General features: G+C 71.9%; 10 protein-coding genes. 5 read left to right on the top strand and 5 right to left on the bottom strand.

The features are described 5' to 3' along the window. Window positions 1-6: 6 nt before the first annotated feature. The 4 genes from NDW01_RS23535 to eccCb all read right to left on the bottom strand — a co-directional run bounded on the left by NDW01_RS23535 (window position 7) and on the right by eccCb (window position 19,068). Window positions 7-2,169 (bottom strand): right-handed parallel beta-helix repeat-containing protein, encoded by a 2,163-nt coding sequence (locus NDW01_RS23535; protein WP_252823437.1) that lies wholly within the window; start codon window positions 2,167-2,169, stop codon window positions 7-9. Beyond that, a complete protein-coding gene (locus NDW01_RS23530; protein ID WP_252823436.1) occupies window positions 2,166-13,142 on the bottom strand; it encodes a hypothetical protein in 10,977 nt (3,658 codons plus the stop codon). The genes NDW01_RS23535 and NDW01_RS23530 overlap by 4 nt, the downstream gene beginning before the upstream one ends. A 6-nt stretch (window positions 13,143-13,148) precedes the next feature. Beyond that, complete coding sequence (locus NDW01_RS23525) at window positions 13,149-14,258, bottom strand: hypothetical protein (protein ID WP_252823435.1); 1,110 nt, start codon at window positions 14,256-14,258, stop codon at window positions 13,149-13,151. An 874-nt stretch (window positions 14,259-15,132) separates the two neighbouring features. Continuing rightward, window positions 15,133-19,068: a type VII secretion protein EccCb gene (eccCb, locus tag NDW01_RS23520; protein ID WP_252823434.1), complete on the bottom strand. Its 3,936-nt coding sequence runs from the start codon at window positions 19,066-19,068 to the stop codon at window positions 15,133-15,135. A 120-nt stretch (window positions 19,069-19,188) separates the two neighbouring features. On the opposite strand from eccCb, the gene NDW01_RS23515 reads away from it, so the two are divergent. The 3 genes from NDW01_RS23515 (at window position 19,189) to NDW01_RS23505 (ending at window position 21,275) form a co-directional block, all read left to right on the top strand. Further along, window positions 19,189-20,490, top strand: a complete 1,302-nt coding sequence (locus NDW01_RS23515) for an EsaB/YukD family protein (protein ID WP_252823433.1) — start codon at window positions 19,189-19,191, stop codon at window positions 20,488-20,490. 110 nt (window positions 20,491-20,600) lie between these two features. After that, the gene (locus NDW01_RS23510) at window positions 20,601-20,954 is read left to right on the top strand and encodes a WXG100 family type VII secretion target (RefSeq protein ID WP_252823432.1); all 354 of its coding nucleotides are present in this window, start codon (window positions 20,601-20,603) and stop codon (window positions 20,952-20,954) included. 12 nt (window positions 20,955-20,966) lie between these two features. Beyond that, window positions 20,967-21,275, top strand: a complete 309-nt coding sequence (locus tag NDW01_RS23505) for a WXG100 family type VII secretion target (protein WP_252823431.1) — start codon at window positions 20,967-20,969, stop codon at window positions 21,273-21,275. Window positions 21,276-21,278: 3 nt separating this feature from the next. On the opposite strand, the gene NDW01_RS23500 is transcribed toward NDW01_RS23505, so the two are convergent. Next, on the bottom strand, window positions 21,279-22,127 hold the full coding sequence (locus NDW01_RS23500) for a hypothetical protein (protein WP_252823430.1): 849 nt from the start codon (window positions 22,125-22,127) through the stop codon (window positions 21,279-21,281). A gap of 189 nt (window positions 22,128-22,316) precedes the next feature. Between NDW01_RS23500 and NDW01_RS23495 the strand changes: the two genes are divergently transcribed. Both NDW01_RS23495 and NDW01_RS23490 read left to right on the top strand, forming a co-directional pair. Then, window positions 22,317-24,068 (top strand): hypothetical protein, encoded by a 1,752-nt coding sequence (locus NDW01_RS23495; RefSeq protein WP_252823429.1) that lies wholly within the window; start codon window positions 22,317-22,319, stop codon window positions 24,066-24,068. Between the two features lie 144 nt (window positions 24,069-24,212). Next, window positions 24,213-24,938, top strand: a complete 726-nt coding sequence (locus NDW01_RS23490) for a response regulator (RefSeq protein ID WP_252823428.1) — start codon at window positions 24,213-24,215, stop codon at window positions 24,936-24,938. Window positions 24,939-25,011 lie beyond the last annotated feature (73 nt).

Genomic DNA, 25,011 nt, shown 5'->3' with positions numbered 1-25,011 from the left:
CCGTCGTCAGGAGCCGAGGTCCTCCGGTATGAGCCGGACGAGCTGGTCCCGCGTCGGTTCGGCCACCGCCGACAGCCGCCGCGCCTGCCGCTGGATCATCTCCTCCAGCACGACCCGTGCCGTACGGCCGTTGCCGAAGTGACGGTCGCGCGGGATGGCCGCGAAGTGGTCGAGCAGGACCTGTTCGGTGTCCTCGGACAGCTCGTAGTGCAGCTTCCCGGCCTGTTCGCCGACGATCGTGACGAGTTCTTCGGAGGAGTAGTCCTCGAAGGTGATCGTGCGGGTGAACCGCGACGCCAGACCGGGGTTGACGGCCAGGAACCGGTCCATCTCGTCCGGGTAGCCGGCGACGATGACGATGACCTCGTCGCGGTGGTCCTCCATCAGCTTGACCAGCGTTCCGATCGCCTCTCGCCCGAAGTCGTCGGAGCCGGAGGAGAGCAGGTACGCCTCATCGATGAACAGCACGCCCCCGCGCGCCTTGTCGAACGCCGCCTGCGTCTTGGGCGCGGTGTGCCCGACGTACTCCCCGACCAGGTCGACGCGGCTGACCTCGACGAGGTGGCCCTTGGCCAGGACGCCGAGCGCGGCGAGGATCCTCCCGTACATGCGTGCCACGGTGGTCTTGCCGGTGCCGGGGCTGCCGGCGAACACCAGGTGCCGGCTGAGCGGCGGCGGCGGCAGGCCGGCCCGCTCCCGCTGCTTGGCGACGAGCGTCAACGTGACGAGGTCTCCGACCTCCTGCTTCGCCCGGGCGAGACCGATGAGCTCGTCGAGTTCCGCGAGCAGGTCGTCGAGATCGTCGGCGGTGACCGGCCCGGACCGGTCCCGCCGCCCGCCGCCCTCGGCGGCCGGAACGGTGGCCGAGGTCGCGCCGAGGCCGGCCGGCGCGACGGTGCCGGCCGCGGCGGTGCGCTCCGCGACCCCGAGCGTCAGGGTGTAGCGGCCGTCGCCGTCGGTGCCGCCGAGGACGCCGATCGGCGTGCCCTTCGTCTCGTTGATCAGGCAGTCCTCCAGGGCCGCCGCGGCCTCCGGGTCCGCGCGGACGCCCTCGCCGGGAACGTGGGAGACCGTGCAGCGCCGGAAGTAGGGTGCCGCGCCCCGGCCGACGCGGATCCCGGCGTGGCCGATCCCGTTACGGGACACCACGCACTCGTCGAACGAACCGCTCGCCTCCTCGACCGCGATGCCGTGACCGGCGACGTCGCTGACGATGACGCGGCGCAGCGCCGGGCTGCCGCCTGCGTCGACGGCCACGCCGTCGGCGCCACCGGTCCGGACGAGACAGTCCTCGAACGTGCCCCTGCCGCCGCTCACCCGGATGCCGGCGCCCTGAGCGCCTTCGACCGTGAGGGAGCGGACCATCGGATCCGCGCGGCCCGTCACGTGGACGCCGTGCCCTCGCGTGCCGCGTACCTCACAGTTCTCCAGCAGCCCGGTCGCGTCCTCATCGATCCAGAAGCCGTAGCTGTCGCCGCCGGAGATCCTGATACGCCGCATGACCGGGTCGGCGCCGCGGTCGACGGCCACCGCCGGCTGCCCGGCCGCGCTCACCGTGCAGTCGTCGAAGCCGCCGTGCCCGCCGCTCGTCACGTAGATCCCGTTGCCGTCGGGGCGGACGATCGCGCATCCGGTCACGGTCGGATCGGCCGCGCTCGTGACGAGGATCCCGCCGCGCCGCCCGCTGATCTCACACCGCTCGACCCGCCCGCGCGCGCCGTCACGCACGCTGACGCCGAAGCCCGCCGATGTCACCCGGCAGTCGCGGATCAGCGGATCCCCGCCGATGACGGTGACCCCGCCCGCGTGCTCGGCATGGACCTCGCACGAATCGATCAGGCTGTCACCGGCGTCCAGGCGCAGCGCCGGTTCGGCGGCGTCGCCGCCCCGGATGGTCAGCCCCCGCACCGTGGCGGCCGCGGCCGACATCGCCAGCGTGACACCACGGTGCGACTGCACGACGACCGGGCCCTCACCCTCGATCGTCACGTTCTTGGTGACGGTGAGATTCTCCACGTACGTGCCCTGGGCGATCGTCAGCAGGTCGTCGTCCACGGCCGCGTCCAGGGCCTCGCCGATCGACGCGAACCCGTCCCACACGCCGCGCTCGACGCGAAGCGTGCGCTTTCCGGCGTTATCGGCGGCCTCGCGGCCGTACAGATCGGTCATCGATCGCCTTTCCCGGCCTCCGGCCGTCCGGCAGCCGTCCTGGCGGCGTCGCGCATGCGGTCGTGAGCGTCGAGCGCGTCCAGGAGCCTCTGGATGAGATCTTCTTCGGCGGCCGGGACGGCGCGCCGCATGGCGTCGAGCAGGAGGTCGTGCTCGCGCCAGTTGAGCAGGTCGTCCCGCAGTTTCGCGGCGGTCGCGTCTGCGGGCAGGTCATCGACGGCGGCCTTGACGGCACGCCGGATGATCGCTTTGAACTGATCGTGGTAGGTGGTCCTGCCGGTGCGTCCGTCGATGCCCACCGCGTCGTCGAGGAGCCGCGGCGGTCGTTCCCGGCGGGAGAGCCAGCGCAGGTAGGCGCGGGCGTTGAGGGTGTCGGAGCGGCGCGCGGGGTCGAGCAGGCGGAGCCGGGCCCTGTTCCCGCCGACGGCGCGGAGGATGGCCTCCAGGGCGGCATCGAGGTGTTCGTGGATCGCCGGGAGGTCCGCCTCGTCGGGACCGCCGCCGAGGCGGACTCGCCGGAGGATGCCGGCGTCGAGGTCGTGTGGTCCGACGTCGGTGCTGTAGGCGAGGGCGTTGCGGAGGAGCTTGGACAGCTCGCCGGACACGGGCGTGCCGGGTGGCCGTGTCTCCAGGCCGTCGAGCGCCGTGTCGACGGCCGTGTGAGCGTCGCCGAGATGCTCGGCGTCGAACAGCGCCTCCGCGTACTCCGGGTCCATCTCCGGGATCGCGATCTGCCGCTGGTCGATCACTTCGGAGGTTCCGTCGCGGCGGATGACGTGGATCCGAGCGGGCCGGCCGAGATCTCGCGAAGCATGCTCCAGCAGGTAGGTATGGGAGTACGGCGTGTGCTGCAGGGCGAGGAAGTCGGAGATGGAGGGACCGTTTCCGGCCGCCTGGCCATAGGGGTGGCTGTGCATGAGCACCAGCCACCCCGGCGGCGGTGTGATGCCCGCCGGGCCGCCCGAAGCGATGGCGATCTGCGCCGGTTCCGTGTCAGTCGCCGGGTGGTACAGGACGCCATGCTCCAGCCCCTGGTTGTCGTAGAGGCGGTCCCGCATGACGGTGAGCACCCATTTCCACTCCGCGGGCGTGAGCGGCAGGGCACTCACCTCGGCCCCTCGGCGGAAGGACGCGCCGGTGACGAAGTCACGTCCTCCCAGAACCCGCACGTCGCCGATCGTGGCGGGCCGTTCGTTGCGCGGATCCGTGAAGTCGACGGCCAGCGCGTCGACCGTACGCTGTGGCCGCAGATCGACGCCCTCGCCCTGCGGGGCGGACGACACGTCGTTCCCGAGAGGGCGGTCCTCAGGTGCGCTGGTCCTGTAGGCCCGCGTGCGGAGCCGCCCGCCGGCCTGTGCGCCCTCCCCGGCGGACCGGGTCCGGGTACGGGCCGACGCGATGGAGGCGGTACGCAGCCGTGAGCGCGGCGAGGGCAGCGCGGCCAAGTGCTCGCGCAGCAGGCCGACGGCGTCGGCGTGTGACCTGACCGCCTCCGCCCGGACCGCTCCCGGACCGCTCAGGACGAGGCGCTCGACCCGGCGGATCAGGTCGGCCGCTTCCGCGGCCCGGTCCTGAGTGATCGATCCGTCCGCCGAAGCCTCGGCGATCCGCCGCCGGGCCTGCTCGACGAGCTTGGCGGCCTCCTTCCGGATGACCTCGGCGACCTCGGCCGGCACGACCTCGGCCGAGGACCGCTCGGGCGCCCGCTTGACCGGCGGGTCCGGCTCCGTCCGGACGGACTCCTGCTCCCGGGCGAGCTCCTGCCGCGGCTTTTCGAAGTGGAGGGCGGGCTTCCACTCCTCGCCCAGACCGCCCTGGGCTCGGATGTCCGGCCGTGACGGCTCAGTGGAGGAGCGGAGCGTGCCGATGCCCTTCAACGAGCTCTTCAGCACGTCCCGGTTCTGAGACCACGCCTGGTCCGTGGGCCGCCCCTGGGCGTCCGCGGTCAGCCGCTGCAGGACAGTGGTGAGCGCCCTCGCCGTGAGCGCCGCCCCGGCCTCGGAGGAAGCCTCCAGCGCTCGGGTGATCTCCTTCAGCGACTCCACGAGACCGTCCGGCACGCCTGCGGCCTGCTCGACCTCGGCCAGCAGGCCGGCGGCGAGCCGCTTGGCCAGGGACAGTCCGCCAGGGCCGACGATGATGACCGCTTCGGGCATTCCCGCCGTTCCGGCCAGCGCGCTGAGACGGGTGGTCACCTGCTGGACGTTGGCGGAGGCCGGGACGTGACTCAGGTCCACGATCATGCCTTCGACGGGCAGTTCCTCGATGTGGCTCGGTGCGGCGACCAGCCGGTCGTACGCCCGCTTGAGCCCGGTGGCGGCATGGTCCGGGTCACCGCTCTCCGGGCGGTGGATACCGTACTCGCGACCGTCGATCAGCACCTCAGGGGCGGTGGCGGTGCCGTAGCGGCGCCCCACCCGTACGGCATGCCCATCGTCCGCGAGCTTCCGCAGGTGGTCGAGAACGGGCGGGGACAGGCGCACGCGTCCGTCGATCCGCAGACCGGGAAGCCATAGCTCGGCGCGTTCTTCGTCGGCGACTCGCGCACGCGCCAGGCGGCGGATCTCGGTGCGGGCGGCACGGGTGGCGGCCTCCATGTTCGCGCGTATCCGCCTGCCGACCCAGGGCGCCTTCATGAGGATCCGGTCGACGACGTCCGGTGCCGAGCCGACCGACCGTCCCGCCACGTACGCCAGCGGGACGCCCGACAGATTGAACCCACCGAAGATGGAGCTCAATCGGCTCGGCTGCGGTACGAAGGGGTTCTGCCCGCCCATGGAGAAGAACATGGACAGAACGAACTCCCGGCTGACGCCGTGCTCCTTCTCGTCGAACCGGCCGGCGGCGAGCATTCGCAGCGCTTGGCGACGGCTCAGCCCTGCCGTCTTCAACTGCGCCTTGTTCTCGTTCGTGTACTGGAACTGCAGTACCCCGCCGACCGCGGCGACCTGAATGCCCTTGTACATGATCGGGAAGACCAGGAGCAGTCCGACTCCGAGGTCGTACTTGTGTTGGGGTGCCATCCTCGGTCCGGGGCTGTCCGCGATCAACCCCTTGGACGTCACGGGCTCGGAGTGGGACCAGGCCTTCGGTAGGACGTACCGGCCATGAGCAGAGGGCCGTACGGTCCGCACGTCGACGTCGATCTTGCCGTTGAGTCGATGGACGTCATCGCTTCCCGGAAGCAGGAGGCCGGTCTCCATCGCGGCGTACGTGCGAGGGATGAGGAGGATGTTGTAACCCTTGTTCGGGTCCCCGTCGAACAGGTCGATGGACCGGCTCCAGATCGGGAACGTGCCGAACAGGTCGGTGAAGGGCCCGCCCGCGAGGCTCCCCGAGTAGCGGAGCATCTCCGTCGGGCTGCGCAGCTCGACCTTCTGGAAGTCCTCTCGGGCGGTGACGTCATGGACACTGCCGTCCGGCATCTCGACGCGGTACCGGGTCTCGTTGAAACCGGTGACCGGCAGTACCCCGCCGTACGGGTTGAGCGAGTGCCGGGTGACGCGGTAGTGGCCGGTCGACTCGCCGATCTGGGTGATCTTCGCCCCCGCCCAGGCGAGCGGGTTCTTCGACGTGCTCGGGGAGGCGACGTTGTCGATCATCATCGGCACGGTCCGCGCGCGTCCCGGGATCGGCTTCTCGGTGACCGGGTCGATCAGTTGCTCGGCCACCACCATGACCGTCTCCGGGGGCGTCGGCTCGGCCGTCGGTCCGGTGACACGCCATCTGCTCAGGTCTTCGAGCACCTGCGCCAGGCGTGCCTCGAGCCGGACCCGCTCCCTCCTGTTCGCCCCCGTCAGGTCCGGGACGGAGAGCCTCTCACGGACGTCGATGAGCTCCGTCACCAGGCGGATGAGTCCTTCACGGCGCTTCTTACGCGCCTCCATGTTCTCGACCGGGGACTCGAAGCGCATGCGCAGATAGGTGGTGAGCGCATCGAGGTTCTTCAGCCTCGGCGCCCGCGTCCGTGCCGTCAGCTCCTTCGCCCGCGCCACCGTCTGCTGCGGATCGGCCGGGGACGCCGGTGTGGCGGCCCTCCTGAGGCGCCGCTCCAGCGAGCCGGCCACCGCCTCCAGTTCCTGCACGTCATGCTCGGTGCCGCTCCTCCACGCCTCGGCCAGCGCGTCATTGACCCTTCGCAGTTCGTCGCGCAGCACGGCTGCGGACTCGTTGACGGGTTCGGGCTGCAGGACGTCGCGGCTTTCCGTGAGGAGCCTCACCAGGTCCCGCCGCTGGAAGCCGAGGTGGACCCGCAGCGCGTACCCCAGCTCGTCCGCGGCCTCGGGCGACAGCGTACGGGAGTACTCCCGGAGCAGTGCCTCCATCTCCGGAGGGAGCGGCTCGACCGAGGTAAGGCGCTCGATCCGCGTCAGTAGAGCCAGCTCGCCCGCACTCTCCCGGGCCTGCCCGGCCCAGAAATCGACAGACGCCCTCCGCCAGCGTTCGGCGTCCTTGCGCAGCAGCGGCCCGACGCCGGGGGCCTCCTGCCGCTCCGCGTCCATCTTCGCCGCAGCCGCCCGTACGTCCTGGCGCAGTTGCTCGTACCGAGCCCGCAGGGCTCGGACGAACCGGACCGCCTCCGGCAGCGACCGCGTCCGATCGAGCCGTTCCAGGGCCTCCCGGTACGGGGCGAACTCATAGCGAATCTGATCCAGTTGCGCCTGCCGGAACTGCCTGGCCTGCTCGACCGCCCATTCGGCGGCCTTCAGCTCGGCGGTTCCGGGCTGCTGCGCCTGCTGTCCGGCGGGGGCCGTGGGCGGTGTCTGATACCGCTCGGCGTCGTCGGGCGGTACCGGGGCCGGAGTCGCCGGCCCCCGGTGTGGGGCGGACACTTCATCGCCGGCCCAGTACGGCTTGATGCTCCGCCGAGCGGCTGGATCCCTCGGGTTGTAGGAGGGGAAGTGCGCGCTGAGTTCCAGGCGCGCCCTCCGAGCCTCGCCCTGAGTCTGACGGGCGAGTCGCTGGAGGTGGCGGACCAGTTCGTTGACCAAGGGGCGGTCGCTCGGGGTGCTCTTCCCCCCGGCCAGCCGGTCCAGGGCGGCCTTCACCTCCTCGCCCGGCAGGCCCTCCTCGACCTGGTCCAAGTGCTTCATCAGCCGGCGGACCGTGTAGGGATCCGGTGACCAGGACGCGGGGCGTTTGGGATCGCGCAGTTCGTCGATCAGTTCCAGCCAGGCACCGACGTCCTTCGACAGCGTCAATGTCTTGACCGCGCCCCGTACGGAATCGACGAGCTTCGGGACTTGAACGGATTCGCCGCGCAGGATCTGGTATTTGCCCGAGCGGAAGTAGACGATCCGGTCGTGGGTCGCGTCACCCGGCACGATCTGCGCGGCCTGGTACGGCGAATCACGCAGGGCCCCGATGTCCCCGTCCTCGCCCGAGGGACGCCGGATCCACGGCGACTCCGAGCCGTCGAACTGAGGATGGCCGTGGACGAACACCGAGCTAGCCCGGACACGGTGGCTCCCCCCGCGGACCACCACGACATACCAGATCGGCTCGCCTGGTCCGGCGTCCATGTCGATCGCGAGCTGATAACCGAACTCCATCTTGTAGTGGAGCGTCGCCCGCCGCAGGAACCGGTCCAGCCGGGCCCTTTCACTCTCGTTCAGCACGGGAAGACCGCGAGACCGCAGCGGAACCCTCGCCACCACGCGCGTGCGGTAGTTGCCGGCCTCGGCACGCACCCAATCGCGCGCGGTCAGGATCCAGTCGTACGCCTTCGTATCCACGCCGGGCTTCGACACCTCGACGGAACCGAGGGCGCCGGTGTCGTGCAACAGGTCCAGGAGGGAGTTCGCGAGATGCTCGAACCGCTGCGCCAACGGCCGCAGCGCACCGTTGACCTCGGCGATCCCCTCCGCGTCGGTGAGAAGACCGTCGATGTAGCCCAGGATCGCGTCGCGGTCCTTCGCGGTCAGGCGGCCTGGACCCTGCTCCTGCCATAGCTTCAGCGCCGTCGCTATCCGGTCCAGCTCCGCTTCGCGGTCCGGGCCGTCCGGCGTCCCGCCGTATTCGATGAGGCGCTGTGGGGCCGGCCGCCGCCGCGGTGCCACGTGCGGCTCACCGAACGCGGGGCCGTTCCGGCCGGATGGCCGGCGGCCGGCCGGCGGTTCGTCGGCGTGGCCGGGGAGATCGGCGGGTGTGGGCAGGCCGGACCGTTCGTGGTCGGACAGCGTCGGCCACAGGTCCTCGTACTCGCTGAGCAGCGTGGCGCGGAAGGCCGACAGAGCGTCGATGTCGGGCGCGAACGCCTCGCCGCGCGCGTAGCGGAAGGCCGCTCTCTCCAGCCGCGCCGCCTGTTCCGCGGTCGGTCCACCCGGGGTGTCCAGGAGCTGGAAGAGCAGATCCGCGAACGCCGAACCTTGCGGGCTCGTCATCGCGAAGGCCGCACCGCCGGTCGTCACCTCACTGAGGTAATCGACGGCATCGACGATCGCGTGGGCGCGCGCCGCGCCGGTGGCCACCGGACCGCCGGGCAACGCGGTCATCCGCTGGTCGGCCTGTTCGGCGGCCCGCCGTAGCTGCTCGGCCAGCACGCTTCTCAACCGCTTACCGAAGAAGAATTCGGTGAGGGGTCTCTGTCGATACGCAGCCTTCGTGGGGGCCGGACCGAACTGGACGAAGGCCCATTCCTCCGAACCCGGCGTGACCGGCCCGGCGACGAACCCGTACGGCAGGAGGCCGGTCACGGAGTGGTGGTCGGTCGTGCTGGGCGCCGCATGGCTCCGCCGTGTATGCGTGTGCAGGATCGGGATGGGCTCCTCGTACCCCTTGACCAGCCCGGCGACGTCGAGGTTGGCGGGGTTCTCACCGACGGCGCTGTGGGACACCAGGATCCGCGTCCCGCCGGGCTCGGCCCTCAGCGAGGTGAGCACCTCTTTGCCGAACGCGACCGTGTAGGCCCGGATCCAGGGAAGCAGGTTGCGCACCTCGTCCTCGACGATCCCCAGGTCGTCCCCTGCGACGAACATCTCGGCCAGCAGCGCTGGCACGTGGTCGCCCGCGGGCGCCTTGACATTCGATCTGGCCGGCACGTCCTCGTTCCTGACGGCCGGGTGGACCAGGCCGTCGTACGGGTAGACCAATCTGCTCTTGTCCGGATGGCGCGGCCGTACGATCTCCGGCGCGGCCGTCGAACCGGGTGGGGCCGCCCGGTGCACGGCGGGCGCCGGGATCAGCGGGTCCGATCCCGCTTCGCCGAAGACGGGGCCGCCGGCCGGGCCGGATTCCGTGGGCGGCGCGTCTTCGCCGCCCACATTCTTCTCGCCGGGCGCGTCCTCGCCGGGCGCGTCCTCGCCGGGCGAATTCTCGAGCGGGCCGGCGTCCCCGCTCGCCAGGGGCGGCCGGTGGGCCGGTTCGACCTGAAGGTGGATCGCGAAATCCGCCAGGACCTGGTCGCCCGGTGCGACGCCGTACGCTTGCAGCAGTTTCGCCTGCTCGGCGGCCGTCGTGTATCCCTGGGTCCTGATCAGGGCCTCCGCCGTCATCGCGTTGCCGCCGGTGATCCAGACGGCGGTGACCTTCCCCCCGCTCTGGGTGATCGAGTTCTTCGCGTACCGCACCGAGTGCGTGGCCTCGATCGCCTGGTTCCGGTCGAAGGGGAGGCCGGGGTGCTCCGCCTGCCACACCTGCTCGAGCCGTGCCAGCCGCAGGATGGTCCTGACGTTCGCGATGTCCTGCACGACCACCTCATGCGGCCGGGTGAACAGCTCCGGGTCGCCCGCGGCCTCCGCCAGCCGCTTCATCTGCCGCATGGTGATGTACGTCTCCAGCGGCGTGCCCCGGCCGGGCACCATCTCCCGCTCGTGCCGCACCCAGTGCGCGCCGTCGGGGAACTTGAGCACCTCGCTCTTGTAGGAGAGCTCGCCCGTCCTGGTGTTGAGGATGCGGATCAACGTCCCCGTGCCGGGCACCTCGCCGTTGGTCACCTTGGTGGCCATCGAGACCGTGTCACCGTTGTGATAGGGCCCGTAGTCCTTGAACTTCCACGGTCCGACCGCCGTACGGCCGGGGTCGATCTCCTCCCAGAGGCCCGGCACCATCGTCTCGACCCGAAGGTTCGCCGGCTCGCTCGACTTCTCCATGCTCGGCAGGGCCGCGGCGGCGGACTCCTCCTGCTTCGGCACGAGCCCGTCGCCACCCGCCTGGCCTCCGGAGGAGGCCGACGCGTCGAAGCGGAACCCGTCCGGGGCGGGCAGCCGCGGCTCGTGAGGTCCCGCGTCGAGTCGGGCCAACTGTTCGAGCAGTGGTCGGAAGAGCTGGTTCCTGATGAGCGGGTCGGTGTTCCTTCCGGCCGGAATCCCCGACCTCTTGTTGAGCATGTCATCGAGGGCGTCGAGAAGGCCCTGCTTACGCGGGTGCTCGTCGGGCAGCCGTGTGATCAGATCCCGCAACCTCTCCAGCGCCGAGCGCAGGTCGTACGTCTCCGGCACGGGTCGGCCGCCGAGCCCGTCCAGCATGTTGCTGGCCTGCTCGTGCAGCGCCGTCAGCGGGTCATCCGAGGACACGGAGGCCGCCTGTCGCCGCGGAACGGGCGTCTTCCCCGCGGTGTGCGGCGTCTCGACCGAGACGGTGCCGTCGCGGGTGTTCGTCTGCGCCGTGGACGGCTGCACCTTCTTCACAGGCTCGCCCGGTATGGACTCGACGGTCCGTCGTGGTACCTCGGACACCGTTCCCGTGCTCTTCACCGGTTCCTGCGGCACCGGTACGGCGGATTTCACCGGATCCTGGGGAACGTCGGCCGTAGGGGTCACCGGCGGCGTCTCGGTGACGGTTCCCGTCTGCCCGGAGGGTGCCGATTCGGCGGGGACGACGTTCTGGTCGGTCGAGCCGTTCCCCGTCTCCTCCGGCAACGCCGGCATGGGCCTCGGGCCGGCGGGGGAGACGGGCTGGTCCGCGTCGACGGTTCGGCCCGGCTGCGGTGGGGTCTCCACCGTCTCCCCGCGCGCCGGGGCGGGAAACGTCGGCTCCACCTCCCCCAGGCGGCCGTACGAGAAGCGCTGCGTCTCGCCGACGGCGATCGTCGTGGTCCCGAGGCCGTCCGGGATCTGCCGAAGAGTCATGCCCTCGAACCCGTTGCCGGTGAAGGTGAAGAGCCCCTCGGAGTCGCCGGGCTGCCACTTATCGCCGTAGAACTCGAACTGTCCGCTGACCGGGTTCCGCCGGATGAACCCCAGGCGTCTGAGCTGCCGGTCCGAGCCGGCCATGTACAGCTCGGTGGAACTCCTGTCGGTCCGAGACGGACGCATGCCACCAAGGCCGGACGGCGACGAGTCGAAGGAGACCTTGCTCATGGGACGGGTCGCCGCGATGACACTGCCGTCCCGGTCGTAGACGACCCACGCGTCCTTGGGGAGTTCGACGGTGGTGACGACATCACGGCCGCCGGTGCTGTCGACGACCTGTACCTTCATCTCGTCGGTGAGCTTCTCGTGCACCTCGACGGGATGAGGGTCGCCCTGACCGTCGAAGGCGCTGATGGCGGCCTTCCTGTCGCCGAGAGCGTCGGTCTGGAACAGAGGACGCGCCTTCCCGCCCTCGACCGAATAGGCGATGTGCTTGTCGTACGCGGTCTTGAGCGGAACGCTGTCGGGGGTCTTCTCCGACGTCGCCGGGCCATCGACCACACCGACCTTCTCGGACGCGAGAACATGCACGGTCGACCCGTTGAGCGCGTAGTCCTTCACGGTGCCGTCGTTGTAGACGACGCGAAGGGACGGGTCGTCCGGGCTGGTAGCGCCCGGTGACGCGTGGCCGATGATCCGCCCGGTCTCAGGGTCGATGACGTTGAACGCCCACCGGTCGGCCGATACCGGCCCGCCCGCCGCCGGGTCGATGACGGATATGCCGGGACCGTCGGGATCTATCGTCAGCCCCTTGTCCGGAGCCATGAACAGTGTGCCGCCGTCGGGACTATCGATGATCAGGGTCGGGCGTTGAGTGAAAAGGTCACCGATTCGCCCTCCCAGCAAGGCGCCGACGCCGACGCTCGACCCGAACTCCCCCCAGTCCCAGCCCCGATGCTCCGGGCCGAGGATGTGTGTCAGCTGGACCGGAACATCGCCGATCCCGCCGAGCAGCGCGCCCAGGCTGCGGGTGATCACTTGCCGGAGGATCGGGCTCGCGTTCTGCATGACCGGCTTCAGCAACGCGCCGGCGATGCCTCCGAAGCCCCCCATCACCGCGCCGGACACCGCGCCGATCAGCGCGGCGTCGGCGACCTCGACCCAGTTCACCTCTGCGGGCGGTTCACCGATCGACTGCCGATAAGGATCCCAGACGAACGTGTTCTTGACCTCTTGGGACACCAGGTCGATCATGCCGCTGATGAAGGCCATCTCCAGGGCGGGCATGACGATGTTGGTCACGATCGGGACGGCGATGCTCACCACCCAGCCGAGTCCCCACGCCACGAGTTGCCCGGCGAGATACGTGGCCGCCGCGTCCACGCCGAGGTAGGAGAACAGGCCGGCGACCAGTCCGCCCTCGCCACCGATCTCAATGGTCAAGATGAAGAGTACGACGGACAGAACGGCGAGACCCAGGTCGATGACCTGCGCGGTCTTGCATGCGATCACATATTGTTCGATCTTCGACGCGAGGTCTTCGAGTTGGTCGGCCGTGTCGAGGATCTGCGAGTGCAGCGCGGGCAGGATCGGCTGCAATGGCGTACCGTGCGCGATCGCCTCATTGCTGAGCTGGCTGAAGGAGCCTGGTGAGTACCCATCGTTGGCCGTGCCGGTGAAGTTGACCGCCCAACTCAGAAGGAACGCGTCCTTGGCCGGTCCGTCCCAGTTCGCGAGCCCGGTGGCGAGGATCGTGTCACAGTCGCCGGGGACGTTCTCGATCCTCGCGGCGTACGTCCTGCACGCGGCGGCGGCGGCGCGCAGCGGTTGCACGTGGTTGTGCGCGTCATCTGCGATATTACGGAATATCCAGCTCAGGTCGGGCGGTCCGGTGATGATCACGGCCGGTCACCGCTGATAGTACGGACTGGACGGGTTGTGCGGATCGAAGAAGCCCGGAGGGAAGTTTCCGGTCTTCGCCAGATCCTGCCCATTGACATAACGGGCCTTCTCCCATGCGGGGCGAGGGTCGTCCGCGTGCATCCCGAACTGGGAGAGGTTCTCCTCCTCGGTCTCGACGTACTGTGACGCGGCCAGATTCAGCGACGACGCCTGGTCGCGTATCGCGTTCGCGACGGTCGGGATGTTGCCGTTGGTCATGGCGGTCTTCTTGTTCGCCGGATTCGTGACGTTCCCGCCGAAGAGCAGGGTCTTCAAGCCGTAGAAGTTGTTCTGGACTTTGGTGATACTTTCGTCCGACGCATTGCCCACATCGTCGAACAGCGTCTTCCACATTCCATCCACCGCATTGAACGCCAGTGCCAGGGCGATCGCCGGATCGTCGATGTCGTCGCCCTTCGCGGACAGTTTCGCAGCCGTATCGCTCAGCGCCGATATGTCAGTCTTGAAGTGGGAGAATGAGTCTTCGAGCATCGTGAGCGTCGCGGCGGCGGAAAGAACATCGAGCGTCTTCGTGGTGCCGTTCTCGTCGGTATAGGTGTAGCTGTCCTTGTCCCAGAAGCCATCCGGCAGGCCGGGCAGCTTGGCGCCCGAAAGATGGATCTTCTGGTCGTCCAGTACCCGCTGGATCTCCGCCGCCCGTTGGTCCGGCGTGAGACCGCGCATGTACTGGGCGATCTCGGGATCGGTCTTCGGCACGTACGGCGGTGCGCCGCCCTGACCACTCTGGGTCTGCTGGACGCCGTCGTCTCCCTTCCCCGTGCGCGCGGTTCCCGTGGTCGCCGGTGCGTTCACACCGACTGCCGGCTGCGATCCCAGGGGAACGACCTGCCCGGCGGAATTGCGCATCGCGACCGGGGCGCCCGAAGAGTCGTACAGGACCGTCTGCGACCGGCCGGCCTCGTCCGATCCCTGCGTCCCGGTCGCGGGCGTCCGCTGTAGCGGGGCCGACCCGGAGCCGTCCGCCGGGCGCGTCCCTTCGGCCAGGGGCCCGTCCGCCGGATCGGGGACTCCGGCCGGGGAGCCCGCCGATGAGCGTCCGCCGGGATCACTCGTCACCGGTCCGCGGGACGAAGACGAGCCGAGATTCCGGGCGGGGCGGCCGGTCGCGGGGACCACCGGTGAGCCGTGCGGGCTCGCGGTGCCGGGGGACCCGGTGGGCTGCGCTCCCGCCGTGGTCCCGGAAGGGCTCACGTGCGACGCGGTGTCCGTCGCCGTCGGGTCGCCGGCCACCGGTGCCGTGCCCGCCTGCGTGTCCGTCGCCGGCGCCGGTGTGTACCCCTGGTCTCCCGGTGGCGTGGGCAGGGCGCCGTCGACTCTGCCGGGATGAACGCCGCGCGCGGCGGGATGGCCTGATCCCGCGTGACCGCCGGCGGCGTGACGCGCGTCGGCGCGGCCGCTCGGCGCCAGGCCCGCCGCCGCGATCGCTCCCAGACCCGCGGCGGCCCCGACGCCGAGCACCCGCCCACCGCCGGCGTTCCCGGCGCGGCCTCCGGCGCCCCCTTCCCCGGAGGCCGCACCGGAACGACCGGGCGCCGGCGGTCCCCCACCGCCGGTCCGCTCGTCCTCCGCGGCGAGCGCCGCGATGGCGCCTACCGCCGCGCCCGCCGCGACGGCGGCCGTACCCGCCGCGGAACCGCCCCCGGCCCGGTCGGCCGTGCCCTCAGGGTCGTCGAAGCCGGTGCGCGGCCGTCCCTCGTCGTCCGCGTCCGGTGTCCGCGGCTCAGCCGAACTCTTCGCTCGGTCGGTCACGACCACACCTCCTCACCAGAACGTGTCGATTCTCCGAAGCGGGCCCGCGCGTTCCGCACCGGGCGAACGCGCACCGGGCGAACGCGCACCGGGCGAACGCGCACCGGGCGAACGCGCACCGGGCCAACGCGCACCGGGACGGCCGGCGCGTACGACGGTCGAGGCGGATGAGCGCGGCGGCTCACTCGGCCGGCTCCTCGGCCGGGGCGCGCACCGTCTGCACGAGGACGGGACGCCGCTTGCGGCGGACGAGCAGGCCGCGGCCGGCGGGCTGCTGGGTCGCCCGGTACGTGCCGATCAGCGCGCCCTCGGACGGGTCGCCGGACATGATCAGGCCCGGCTGGCGGAGTTCGCGGAGGCGGCCGAGCAGCGGTTCGAAGCCGCCGCGCGCCATGCCGCCGACGCGTCGCGCGAGGATGACGTGCAGGCCGAGGTCGCGGCCCTGGGCGAGCAGGTCGACCAGCGGCAGCAGCGGGTTGCCCGACGGAGAGGCGACCAGGTCGTAGTCGTCGATGACGACGTAGAACTCCGGCCCCGACCACCAGGAGCGCCGCGCCAGCTCCGCCGCGGTCAGCGTGGCGGGCGGCAGGCGCTCGACGATGCCCTCGGCGAGTTCCTTCACGGCGGCCACGGCGGCGGGCGCGGCACCGCAGTAGGCCCACGTCTGCTCGGGTCGTACGGCGCCGAGGAGGGTCCGCCGGTAGTCGACGACCAGGAACATCGCCTGCTCGGCGGTGCGGCGCGCCTGGAGACCGGACAACCAGGACCGCAGGAACGTCGTCTTGCCCGACTCGGCGTCGCCGAGCACGAGGAAGTGCGGGTCCGCGCCGCCGAGGTCGAGGTGCACCGGGGCCAGCTCCAGCTCGTCCACGCCGATGGGCACCCCGGGCTCCCGGTCCTCGCCCGGCGCGGGCAGCTGACCCGGGCTGACCTGGGCGGGCAGCAGCCGGATGCGCGGCGCGGGCGCTCCCGGCCAGGCGGCGGAGATCGCGCTGACGACCTCCTCCACCGAGGATCCCAGCTCCGGCAGGGCCACCTGCACGTGGTCCCCGGCGGGACTGAGCGCGCGGCCGGGGACTCCGGGGGGAAGGGTCGCGGCGGCCTTGCGGCCGATCTCCGAGTCGGCGGGGTCGTTGAGGCGTAGTTCCATGCGGCCGCCGATGTTGTCCCGGAGCTGCGGGCGGACCTCCATCCACCGGTTCGCCGTCAGGACGAGGTGGACCCCGACGCGGAGACCACGCGCGGCGATGTCGAGCAGTTGCTCATCCAGGTCCTCGAACTCGCCCCGCAGCGCGCCCCAGCCGTCGATGACCAGGATGACGTCGGCGGAGTCCTCGGCCGAGAGCTCGCCCCGGCGGGCGCGCATCGTCTCGGGCGAGTCCACGCCCAGTTCGCGGAAGCGCTCCTCACGCTCGTCGACCAGCTTCCAGATCTGGCCGACCGTACGGCGGACCTTCTCCGGTTCGAGCCGTCCGGAGACCGCTCCGACGTGGGGCGCCCCGGCGAGCGCGAACAGGGATCCGCCGCCGTAGTCGATGGCGTAGACGTGTAGTTCGCCCGGCGTGTGGGTGACGAGCGCGGACAGCAGAAGAGTGCGCAGCAGCGTGCTCTTGCCGGTCTGCGGGGCGCCGACGACGACCAGGTGACCGGCCCAGCGGGTGAAGTCGACGCCGAACGGCCGCTGGGCCTGTGCCTCGGGGAGGTCGAGGACGCCGAGCGGTACGGTCATCCGGCCGCCGCCCGCCCGGTCCCCGGCCTGGAGTCCGCGGCGCGGGTCCTGGCGCAGCGGCGGCAGCAGCCGGGACAGCGGGATCTTCGGTTCCAGCGGCGGCAGCCATACCTGGTGGGCAGGTGAGGCGCCGACGGCGCGGATACGGCTCACCGCGGTCGCCATCTCCGTCGGCAGCGAGGCGTCATCGACCGCGTCGGTGTCCTCGTGCGCGGCCGGTTCCGAAACCGGCGCCGACGCGGTGAACAGCGCGGGACGCGGCGTGTCGTCGGCGCGGTCGGCGGGCGACACGTCGGGCGCGGAGACGAGTGCCGCGCGGAACCGCTCGTAGATCGTCGTGTCGACCTTCAGGTACGCCGAGCCGGGCACCGGCGGCAGGTGGTAGGCGTCGGGCGTGCCGATCGCCATGGTGCTCTCGACCGAGCTGAAGGTCCGCAGGCAGATCCGGTACGACAGGTGGCTCTCCAGGCCCCGCAGCCGCCCCTCCTCCAGCCGCTGGCTGGACAGCAGGAGATGCATGCCGAGGCTGCGGCCGAGCCGTCCGATGGCGACGAACAGGTTGATGAAGTCGGGACGGCCCGCCAGGAGCTCGCCGAACTCGTCGACCACGATCAGCAGGTAGGGGAGGGGCGGCGCGTCCGGGCCGAGCAGGCCGGCCGCGCGCCGCCGCTGGTACTCCCGTACGTTGTCGACGTCTCCGGCGTCGCGCAGGAGCCTCTGCCGGCGCTGCTGCTCGCCGAAGAGGGCGAGGTACATCCGGTCGACCATGGTCAGGTCGTCGGCGAGGTTGGTGATCATGCCGGCGACGTGCGGCAGGCCGGCGAGCCCGGCGAAGGCCGCGCCGCCCTTGAAGTCGACCAGCACGAAGCCCAGCACGTCCGGGGGGTGCGTGAGGGACAACGCGGTGACGAGGGTGCGCAACAGCTCGCTCTTGCCGGACCCGGTCGCGCCGACGATGAGCCCGTGGGGTCCCATCCCGGACAACGCCGACTCCTTGAGGTCGAGGACCTCCGGCCGCCCCTCGGTGTTGACGCCGACCGGCACGCGCAGCACGTCGTACGGTGGAGCCAGCGACGACCACATCGCGGCGACGTCCAGCGCCCGCGCGGCGGGGGACCCGAGCAGCTCCACCAGCCGGCAGGTCTCGGCCAGGACCGCGCGGCCCCCCGGGTCGCCGAGACGGAGGGGGGACAGGCGGCGTGCGATCGCGGACCACATCGCCGGATCCGCCTGGTCGGCGACGCCCTCGAGCGCGTCGTCGACGGTGATGGTCCCATCGTCACCGGCGACGACGCGGGCGTGCACCCGTGGTGGTTCGTCACGCCGGGCCGGCGTGCAGAAGACGACGCTCACCGCCAGCTCGCCGGCGCGTTCGGCGAGCTCGGTGATCGTCTTCAGGCGGGCGATCGGGGCCGACGCGGTGTACCCGTCGACGACCACGACGAGCCTGCGGGGCGGCTCGGCCCTGGTGGGGTCGTCGAGGAGCACGCCGGTGCGCCGCCGCGACTGTTCCCTGCGCCGTTCCAGGTCCTCGGTCAGCCGTTCGGCGAGATTCGTGCCATCGGGGAACAGCAGGACCGCGTCGTCCTCCCGGGCGTGCGGGAGCCACTTGACGAACTCCCAGGCGCCGGCGGCGTCGGGGGGATGACACACGGCGACGACCAGGTCGTCCGGCGCGCAGAAGGTCGCCAGCTCCGTCACCATCAGGGCGGCCATCGCGCGGGTGCGCTCCGCGGAGCCGACGAGGCTGACGACGGGGGTGGCCCGCAGATCGAGGAGGAGCGGCTGGTGGCGCACCCGGCCGTGCCGGGCGACGAGTGATTCCACCGCCCTCTGCAGGTCGGGCACGCGCCGGGCGAACGGGCCGTCCTCGGTCTGCACCGTCAGGGGCGTGCACAATGGGACGGTCCCGGTGCCGACGCGCACGGTGCAGAAGTCGTCGTGATCGGGCCGGCGCTCCCAGACCCTCACCCGGCCCGCGCAGACGGCCCACAACCCGGCCGGGTCGGGGTGGACGAACCGCGCGGCCGCGTCCTGGGCGGCGGCCAGCGCGGCCGCCCGGCGGGCGAGCGCGCGAAGGTACACCCCGTACTGCTCGCGTTCGAGCTTCGCCTTGCGGGTCAGCATCGAACGCTGCTGCACGAACATGGCCACGCTCATCCCGACGGAGCCGACCGCCATCGTCGCGCCGACGACGATGTAGAGCGGACGCGGGTTGTAGAGCATGAACATCAGGCCGCTGAAGCCGCTCATCATCGGCAGCAGCATCTGGAACCACGAGCCGGCGGGCGACTGCCCCTGGTCCACCGGAGGCGGGACCACCGTCAGGGGATCGGCCGGCAGGCCGGGGGCCGCCATGCGGGCGGGTCGGTGAAAGAGGACGCGCACAGGCCGACTCTGTCCGGCCGGCCCGCGCGAAACGCACGTCCGGAACGCGCGGCCGGCCGTGCGGGAATGGACGGCGACACGCCCGGTGACGCGGGCGCCGGACCGAGGGAGCCGCCACCGGTGCGCAGAGATCTGTCGGCCATCACCGTCCGCGTGAGCGGCCAGCGCGTCGACCTGACGCTGCCGAACACCGTTCCCCTGCTGGAGCTGACCCCCGCGGTCGCGGAGCTGTGCGGGATCGACAGCGAGGACGCCCGGCCCGCGGCGTGGTCCCTCGCCCGGGTCGGGCGGACACCGTTCCCGCTGACGGCGACGCTCGCCGAGCAGGCCGTGCTCGACGGCGAGGTCCTCCACCTGGTGGACGTCAGCGCGTGGGACTCGCCGAGGGTCGTGGCGTTCGACGATCCGGTGACGACCGCGGCGGCCGACGGGGCGGAACGACCCGCCTCGGCCCTCGCAGGACCCGTGGCGGCGACGTTCGCCGCCGGCCTTCTCGGGATCGGCGCGGCCGTCGCCGCCGTACTGCCGAAGGTCCGCACGACGGCCGGGCCGGCGCTGCTCGCCACCGTGGCGGCCCTGCTCACCGTCGCCTACCTGCTCCGCCGCGATGGCGAGCGCCGGGGTCCCCGGCTCGGGCTGGTGTGGGGAACATGGGCGATGGCTCCGGTCGCGGGCTACGGCCTCACCGGCGGCATCCCGCATGCCGGCCCGGTCGGCGGGGCACTGGCGCTGCTCGCCTCCGTGCTCGCCGCCGGCCCGCTGGCGCCGGAGGCCGTACCCGGCATGGCGCTGTTCGCGGGGGTGCTCACGGCCGCCTCCGCCGCCGTCGCCGCCGGGGCACGCCCTTCTCAGGCGGCGGCCGCCGCCGCGGTGGCGGTCACCATCGCGCTGCGGGTCGGGCCCGCGCTGCTCAGCGCGCGGCTGAGCCGCCGGGCCGCGCTCGCACCGGGCGACGTCGAGGCGCTGGCGCGCCGCTCCCGTGGGCTGCTGGTCTCCGGCACGTACGGCTGCACGGCCGCGGTGGCCGTGGCCGCCGTGGTGATGGCCGCGAGCGGGAACCTGTTCGCCGTCGCGCTCACCGCCGTGACCGCGGCGTCGCTCGCGGTCCGGGCGGCGACGTTCCGGTACGCCCGGGAGGCGCTGCCCGTCGCGGTGGGTTCGGGCCTCGCCGGGCTCGCCGCGATGGCGGGACTCGCGCGGATCCTGGCCTCGTACGGCTGGGGCGGCGCCGCCGTGATCGCGGCGACCGCCGCCGGAACCGGCCTCGCGTTGCTCGGCGCGGTACCCCGCCGGCGCACCGGCGGCAGGCGCAGGACCGCGACGTGGTGGACGCTCATCGACGGGGCCACCGCTCCGCTCGCGCTCGCCGCCATGGGCGTGCTCGGCGGGATCGCGGGTCTCGTCGGAGGCGTCCTGAACTGACCGCCCGGCCCGGCACCGCCCGGCCCGGCACCGCGCGATCCGGGCCGCCCGAACGCGCGCACCGCCCTCATACGCTCCGACACGTCCCGACCTCGACCCGGAGGACCGACATGACTCTGCGAACCACGCCGCAGGGCAACGCCGGAGGCTCGTCCCTGCTGCGGACCGACCTCGACACGATGGTCAGCGCCTCGCAGTTCGTGCGCGACGCGGCCGACTCGATTCACCAGCAGCTCATGCACCTGCGCACTCACATCGACAACCTCAAGGGAGGCTGGAAGAGCCCGGCCGCCTCGGCCTACTGCGACCAGCAGATGGTCGACTGGGACGCCCGCGCCTCGGCGGTACGGGACGCCCTGTACACGATCGCCGACAACCTCGGCAGTTCCCAGAAGGCCTACAACGAGATGGAAGAGGACAACCTGCTCGGCATCACGCAGGCCGGCCAGGCGATGAACGGATAACGGAGGCCCCTCATGGCGAACGTACCGGCGATCGGCTCCATCGACGCCGATCTGCCCCTCATCTCCGACGCGGCGGACTACATCCGCAACGTGCACAACGCGCTGGTCACCGAGCACGACAACCTGCAGCAGTTCCTGCAGAAGCTGAAGGGCGACTGGAACAGCAACGCGTCGATCTCCTACAACGACGCGCAGAACAACTGGGACAACTCCGCCGACGCCGTCTACGAGGTGTTGCGCAACCTGTACGTGGCCCTCGGGAACATCCACGACAACTACCTGATGACCGATGGCGCGCTCGCCAAGCAGTGGTCGGCGTAACGGTCAGCTCCAGAGGAACTCGGCCTGCGCGGCGGCCATCCGGTCGCAGGAGCCGTCGGCGCAGGCCGAGTCCGCCGCCGGGTCGGTGTACGGGCGCAGGTAGGTCATCCGCACCCACGCCGAGCCGGTGCGCCGGTCCGGGGTGCCGAGCGTGAACGTGGCGGGCAGCTCGTACCAGCCCTGGTACTCCTGCTCGGCGACGTCGAAGCTCGTGACGTTCGACGCGCCGCCGGCCGTGGAGGTGACCGTGATCCGCACCCAGGCGCCGGCCTGGGTCTGCGGGATCCACACCCGGATCTTCACCTGGTCCCAGCGGCTGCCGCCCGCCGGGTTGCCGAGGTTCCACTCGAACCACGCCGACGGGTCGGCCGACGTGCGCACCGAGCCGCCGTACGCGGGATAGCCGCCGCGCCCGCCGGCCGACCACGTTCCCCCGGGCGTCCAGCAGCACGACGCGCCGGGCCCGACGATGACATGGTTCGCGTAGGTGAGCGAGGCGGACGACGCGCCCTGGCCGGTGAGCGGAACCCGGCCCGGCGTGGCGCCGCCCTGCGTCCCGGCGGCCGGGGGTTGCGCCTGCCCGCCGCCGGGCGCCGCCGGGGCGGAGACGTTCGCGCCGGTCCGGACCCCGCCCGTGCTTCCGGCGGCCGGCGGGCCCAACGGCCCCTTCTTGAGCGCGGGGACGACCGCCGCGCCCACCACGACGACGGCGGCGGCCGCCGCCGCGGCGAGCGCGGGGCCGACCCGGGGCGCGGAGCCGCGACCGCGGGGGCCGTCCTCGACGACCTCCGCGAAGGCCCACTGGTCGACCGCCTCCGCAGGGCCGTCCGGATGCGATTGCCGGGTGTTCATGGGAAGCCGCCTCACCGGTCCGGGCACCAGACGTCATCCGAAGGTTAGGCGCGCGCCGAGTGCGTTCCGCTGGTCCGGAACGCGCGCCCCGCCGGCGTAGACCTGTGGCCGACCGGACGGGCGGACCGTACGATCCGGGCTGACGGTCGTGGCTGCGAGAAGGGATGATGATGAGTTCGCGTCCCACCCATGACGTACGGCCGCGCCGCGTCGGCGGGTATGCCGGTGGCTGACTGGGACCTGCCGCGCGACCTCGAGCTGGACCGGCTGGTGCCCAGGTCCTCCTCGCACTTCCCCCGTCAGGTGTTCCGCAGCGTCCGGCTGGTGACGCGGCTGATCGAGACGCTGACGGTGATCCACAACGGGTATCCGAAACCGCTGGTCCTCGCCGCGGTCTGCTGCGCCGCGCTCGACCTGCGGCTGGGCTCGTACTCCGGCCGGTCCCGCCCGCGGCGGCTGGCGTTCCGGCTGCTCCTCGACACCGCCGACGTGGCGCTGTGGTCGATCGCGCTGCACGGTGCGGCCGACGTCGCCGCGGTCGTCGCGACGCCGCTCGCCTTCGAGGTGGGGCTCTGGTACGGCCGGTGGTTCGCGCTGGCGCCCGTGGTCGTCGGCACGGCGACGATGATCGCTCTCCGCCTCGCCGGATATCCGCCGGCGCCGCTCGTCTACCTGTGGCCGGCCGTCTGGGCGGCGGCGGGCGTCCTGATGGCGTTCGTCCTGCGAGCACGCTGGAGGGGTGAGGCGCGATCGGCCCGTGACGCCATCGAGGCGGCGGTCGGACAGGCGGAGCTCTCGGGCCAGAACAGCGTCGCGATGGGCGCCGACTCGGTGGTCGACCTGCTGATCCGCACGAACCCGCTGATCGCCGCGTACGAGGCGGCGCCCCGGCCGTCCCCGTTCTCCGGCTGGAAGGCCGAGCTGGCGGAGGCGTGTTCACGGCAGGCCACGTACCTGGGGGTCGCGCTCACCCGATGGCAGGGGCTGTACAACAGCCGCAGCCCCGACCTGTCGGCGGACGTGGAGCTGGAGGTGGCGTCGCGCGCCGGCACGCTGCTGCTGTCGCCGGGCCAGGCGCAGCGCCTGCAGGAGCTGCTCGAGGGGCTCGCGCCCCGCGGCACGGTGCGGGTGGACGTGCCGCGCCAGGGGCCGGTGGGCGCGGAGCAGATCGTCGTGGTGGGCGCGGTGCGGCTGGTGATCCCGGCCGACCGCGCGCCACGGCCGCGACCGCTGCAGATCGCGCCCTTCGCCCTCGGCGCGGGCGCCATCCTCACGCTCGTCCAGTCGCTGCCGCAGTGGGAGGCGGCGCCGCTGTGGACGACGGTGCCGCTCGCGCTGGTCCTCACGGCGGGCTGCTGGCTGTGCCTGGCCCGGCCGGGCCAGGACCCGATGAGGATGGCGCGGCGGCTCGTCCTCGCCGGTCTGGCCGTCGGCGCGGCGGACGCGGTGCTGACGTCGGCGTTCATGCGTCCGGACAGCGGGCGGCTGCCGTTCCTGTTCTTCCTGCAGTGGTTCGGCCCGCTGTTCGTCGCGCACGGGGCCGACCTGCCGCGATGGCAGCGCGGGCTGGTGCCGGTCGGCGCCGTCATGGCGGTCGCCGCCGGCATGCTCGCGATGCCGAGGGACTTCACCCTCATCGCGGTCCTGATGGCCGTTCCCTGGCTGGCCAACCCGGTCTTCATGGTGATGGGGCTGCGGCGGCTCATGGCCGCGGACTCCTCCGACCTGCGCGCGGAGATGGAACGCGTGCACAACGGCGCGGTGAAGGAGGGCTTCGGCCGGGGACGGCGCCTCGTCGTGCGGTTGACCACCGAGGCCGTCCAGCAGCTGCGGGACCGGTACGGCGGGGTCCGTGAGTCGCTCCCCGCCGACATCGCCGCGGAGATCGAACGCCGCCTGGACGAGGTGGGCGCGCTGCTGGCCGCTCTCGGCGCCGACTGATCGTCCGGCGGCTCGGGCCACGTGGGAGGAGCGGACCGGACCGGCGTTCGGATCTGATTACAGATTAACTATCAAGTAGTCATTCCCCACGATTTACCCCATCATTGATGGCGGGCGGGTTCTCCCGGCGTGTGAGGGGCGGGAATGGCGCAGGCAGGCGCGGAGCGCAAAGGCGTGATAATCGTCGACGACGACGTGGTGAACCGTCTCGGCATGGCGGCGGTGCTCTCCGCGTCCGATCAGGTCCGGCTGGTCGCCGACCTCGACCACGACCAGGCGATGACCGTCACCGACCTGTGGCACGACGCCGACGTCGTGCTGGTCGACGCGGCCGACCACCGCCGGGAACACGACCAGTTCCCCGGCGTCGCGGTCGTCGAGCACATCCGGCGGCACGGCCCGAGCCGGCTCACCGTCATCGCGGTGACCGGCCACTTCTTCGACGACGCCGTGCGCCGCCGCATGCGCGAGGCGCGTGCGGACTTCTTCTACCACCGGGCCGACATGGCCGACCCCGACCGGCTGCGGGAGGCCGTCCTCCGGCCCGAGGCCGCCCGCCGGAAGATGCCGGGCCCGTTCGATCCCGAGGCGCAGTTCCGGCACGGCGTCAGCGACCACTCCCGCGTCAACCAGGCGGTCGAGTTCGCGCTGGAGAACGCGCTGGAGGAACGGCTCGCCGAGCGCGCCGAGCCGCGCAGCCGCCGCTGGCTGCGGCTGCGGGCCGAGTTCAACCGCGTCGCCCGGCTGACGCCGATCACCGGCGACGGCCGCCTGCCGGACCGCCGGCAGGACGAGCCGTCGCTGCCGCAGATCTCCCGTTTCATCGCCTGGGCGACGAAGGTGAAGGAGCCGACGCCGGGTCAGGACTGAGGCGCGCCCGTTCCGCCGTCGCGGGCGGCGCCCCTCATCGTCGGTCAATATACGGATCGTTTCGAAAACATGA

The sequence above is a fragment of the Actinoallomurus soli genome, from assembly GCF_024055715.1.
In the GTDB taxonomy this organism is placed as follows: Bacteria; Actinomycetota; Actinomycetes; order Streptosporangiales; family Streptosporangiaceae; genus Actinoallomurus; species Actinoallomurus soli.
The sequence above is the reverse complement of the archived record's forward strand: the minus strand, read 5'-3'. Positions and strand labels throughout refer to the sequence as shown.

Excerpts from the sequence above, each read along its gene's own strand:
- NDW01_RS23490 (WP_252823428.1), top strand. The coding sequence starts at position 24,213 with ATGGCGCAGGCAGGCGCGGAGCGCAAAGGCGTGATAATCGTCGACGAC.
- NDW01_RS23535 (WP_252823437.1), bottom strand. The coding sequence starts at position 2,169 with ATGACCGATCTGTACGGCCGCGAGGCCGCCGATAACGCCGGAAAGCGC.
- NDW01_RS23510 (WP_252823432.1), top strand. The coding sequence starts at position 20,601 with ATGACTCTGCGAACCACGCCGCAGGGCAACGCCGGAGGCTCGTCCCTG.
- NDW01_RS23495 (WP_252823429.1), top strand. The coding sequence starts at position 22,317 with ATGACGTACGGCCGCGCCGCGTCGGCGGGTATGCCGGTGGCTGACTGG.
- NDW01_RS23500 (WP_252823430.1), bottom strand. The coding sequence starts at position 22,127 with ATGAACACCCGGCAATCGCATCCGGACGGCCCTGCGGAGGCGGTCGAC.
- NDW01_RS23505 (WP_252823431.1), top strand. The coding sequence starts at position 20,967 with ATGGCGAACGTACCGGCGATCGGCTCCATCGACGCCGATCTGCCCCTC.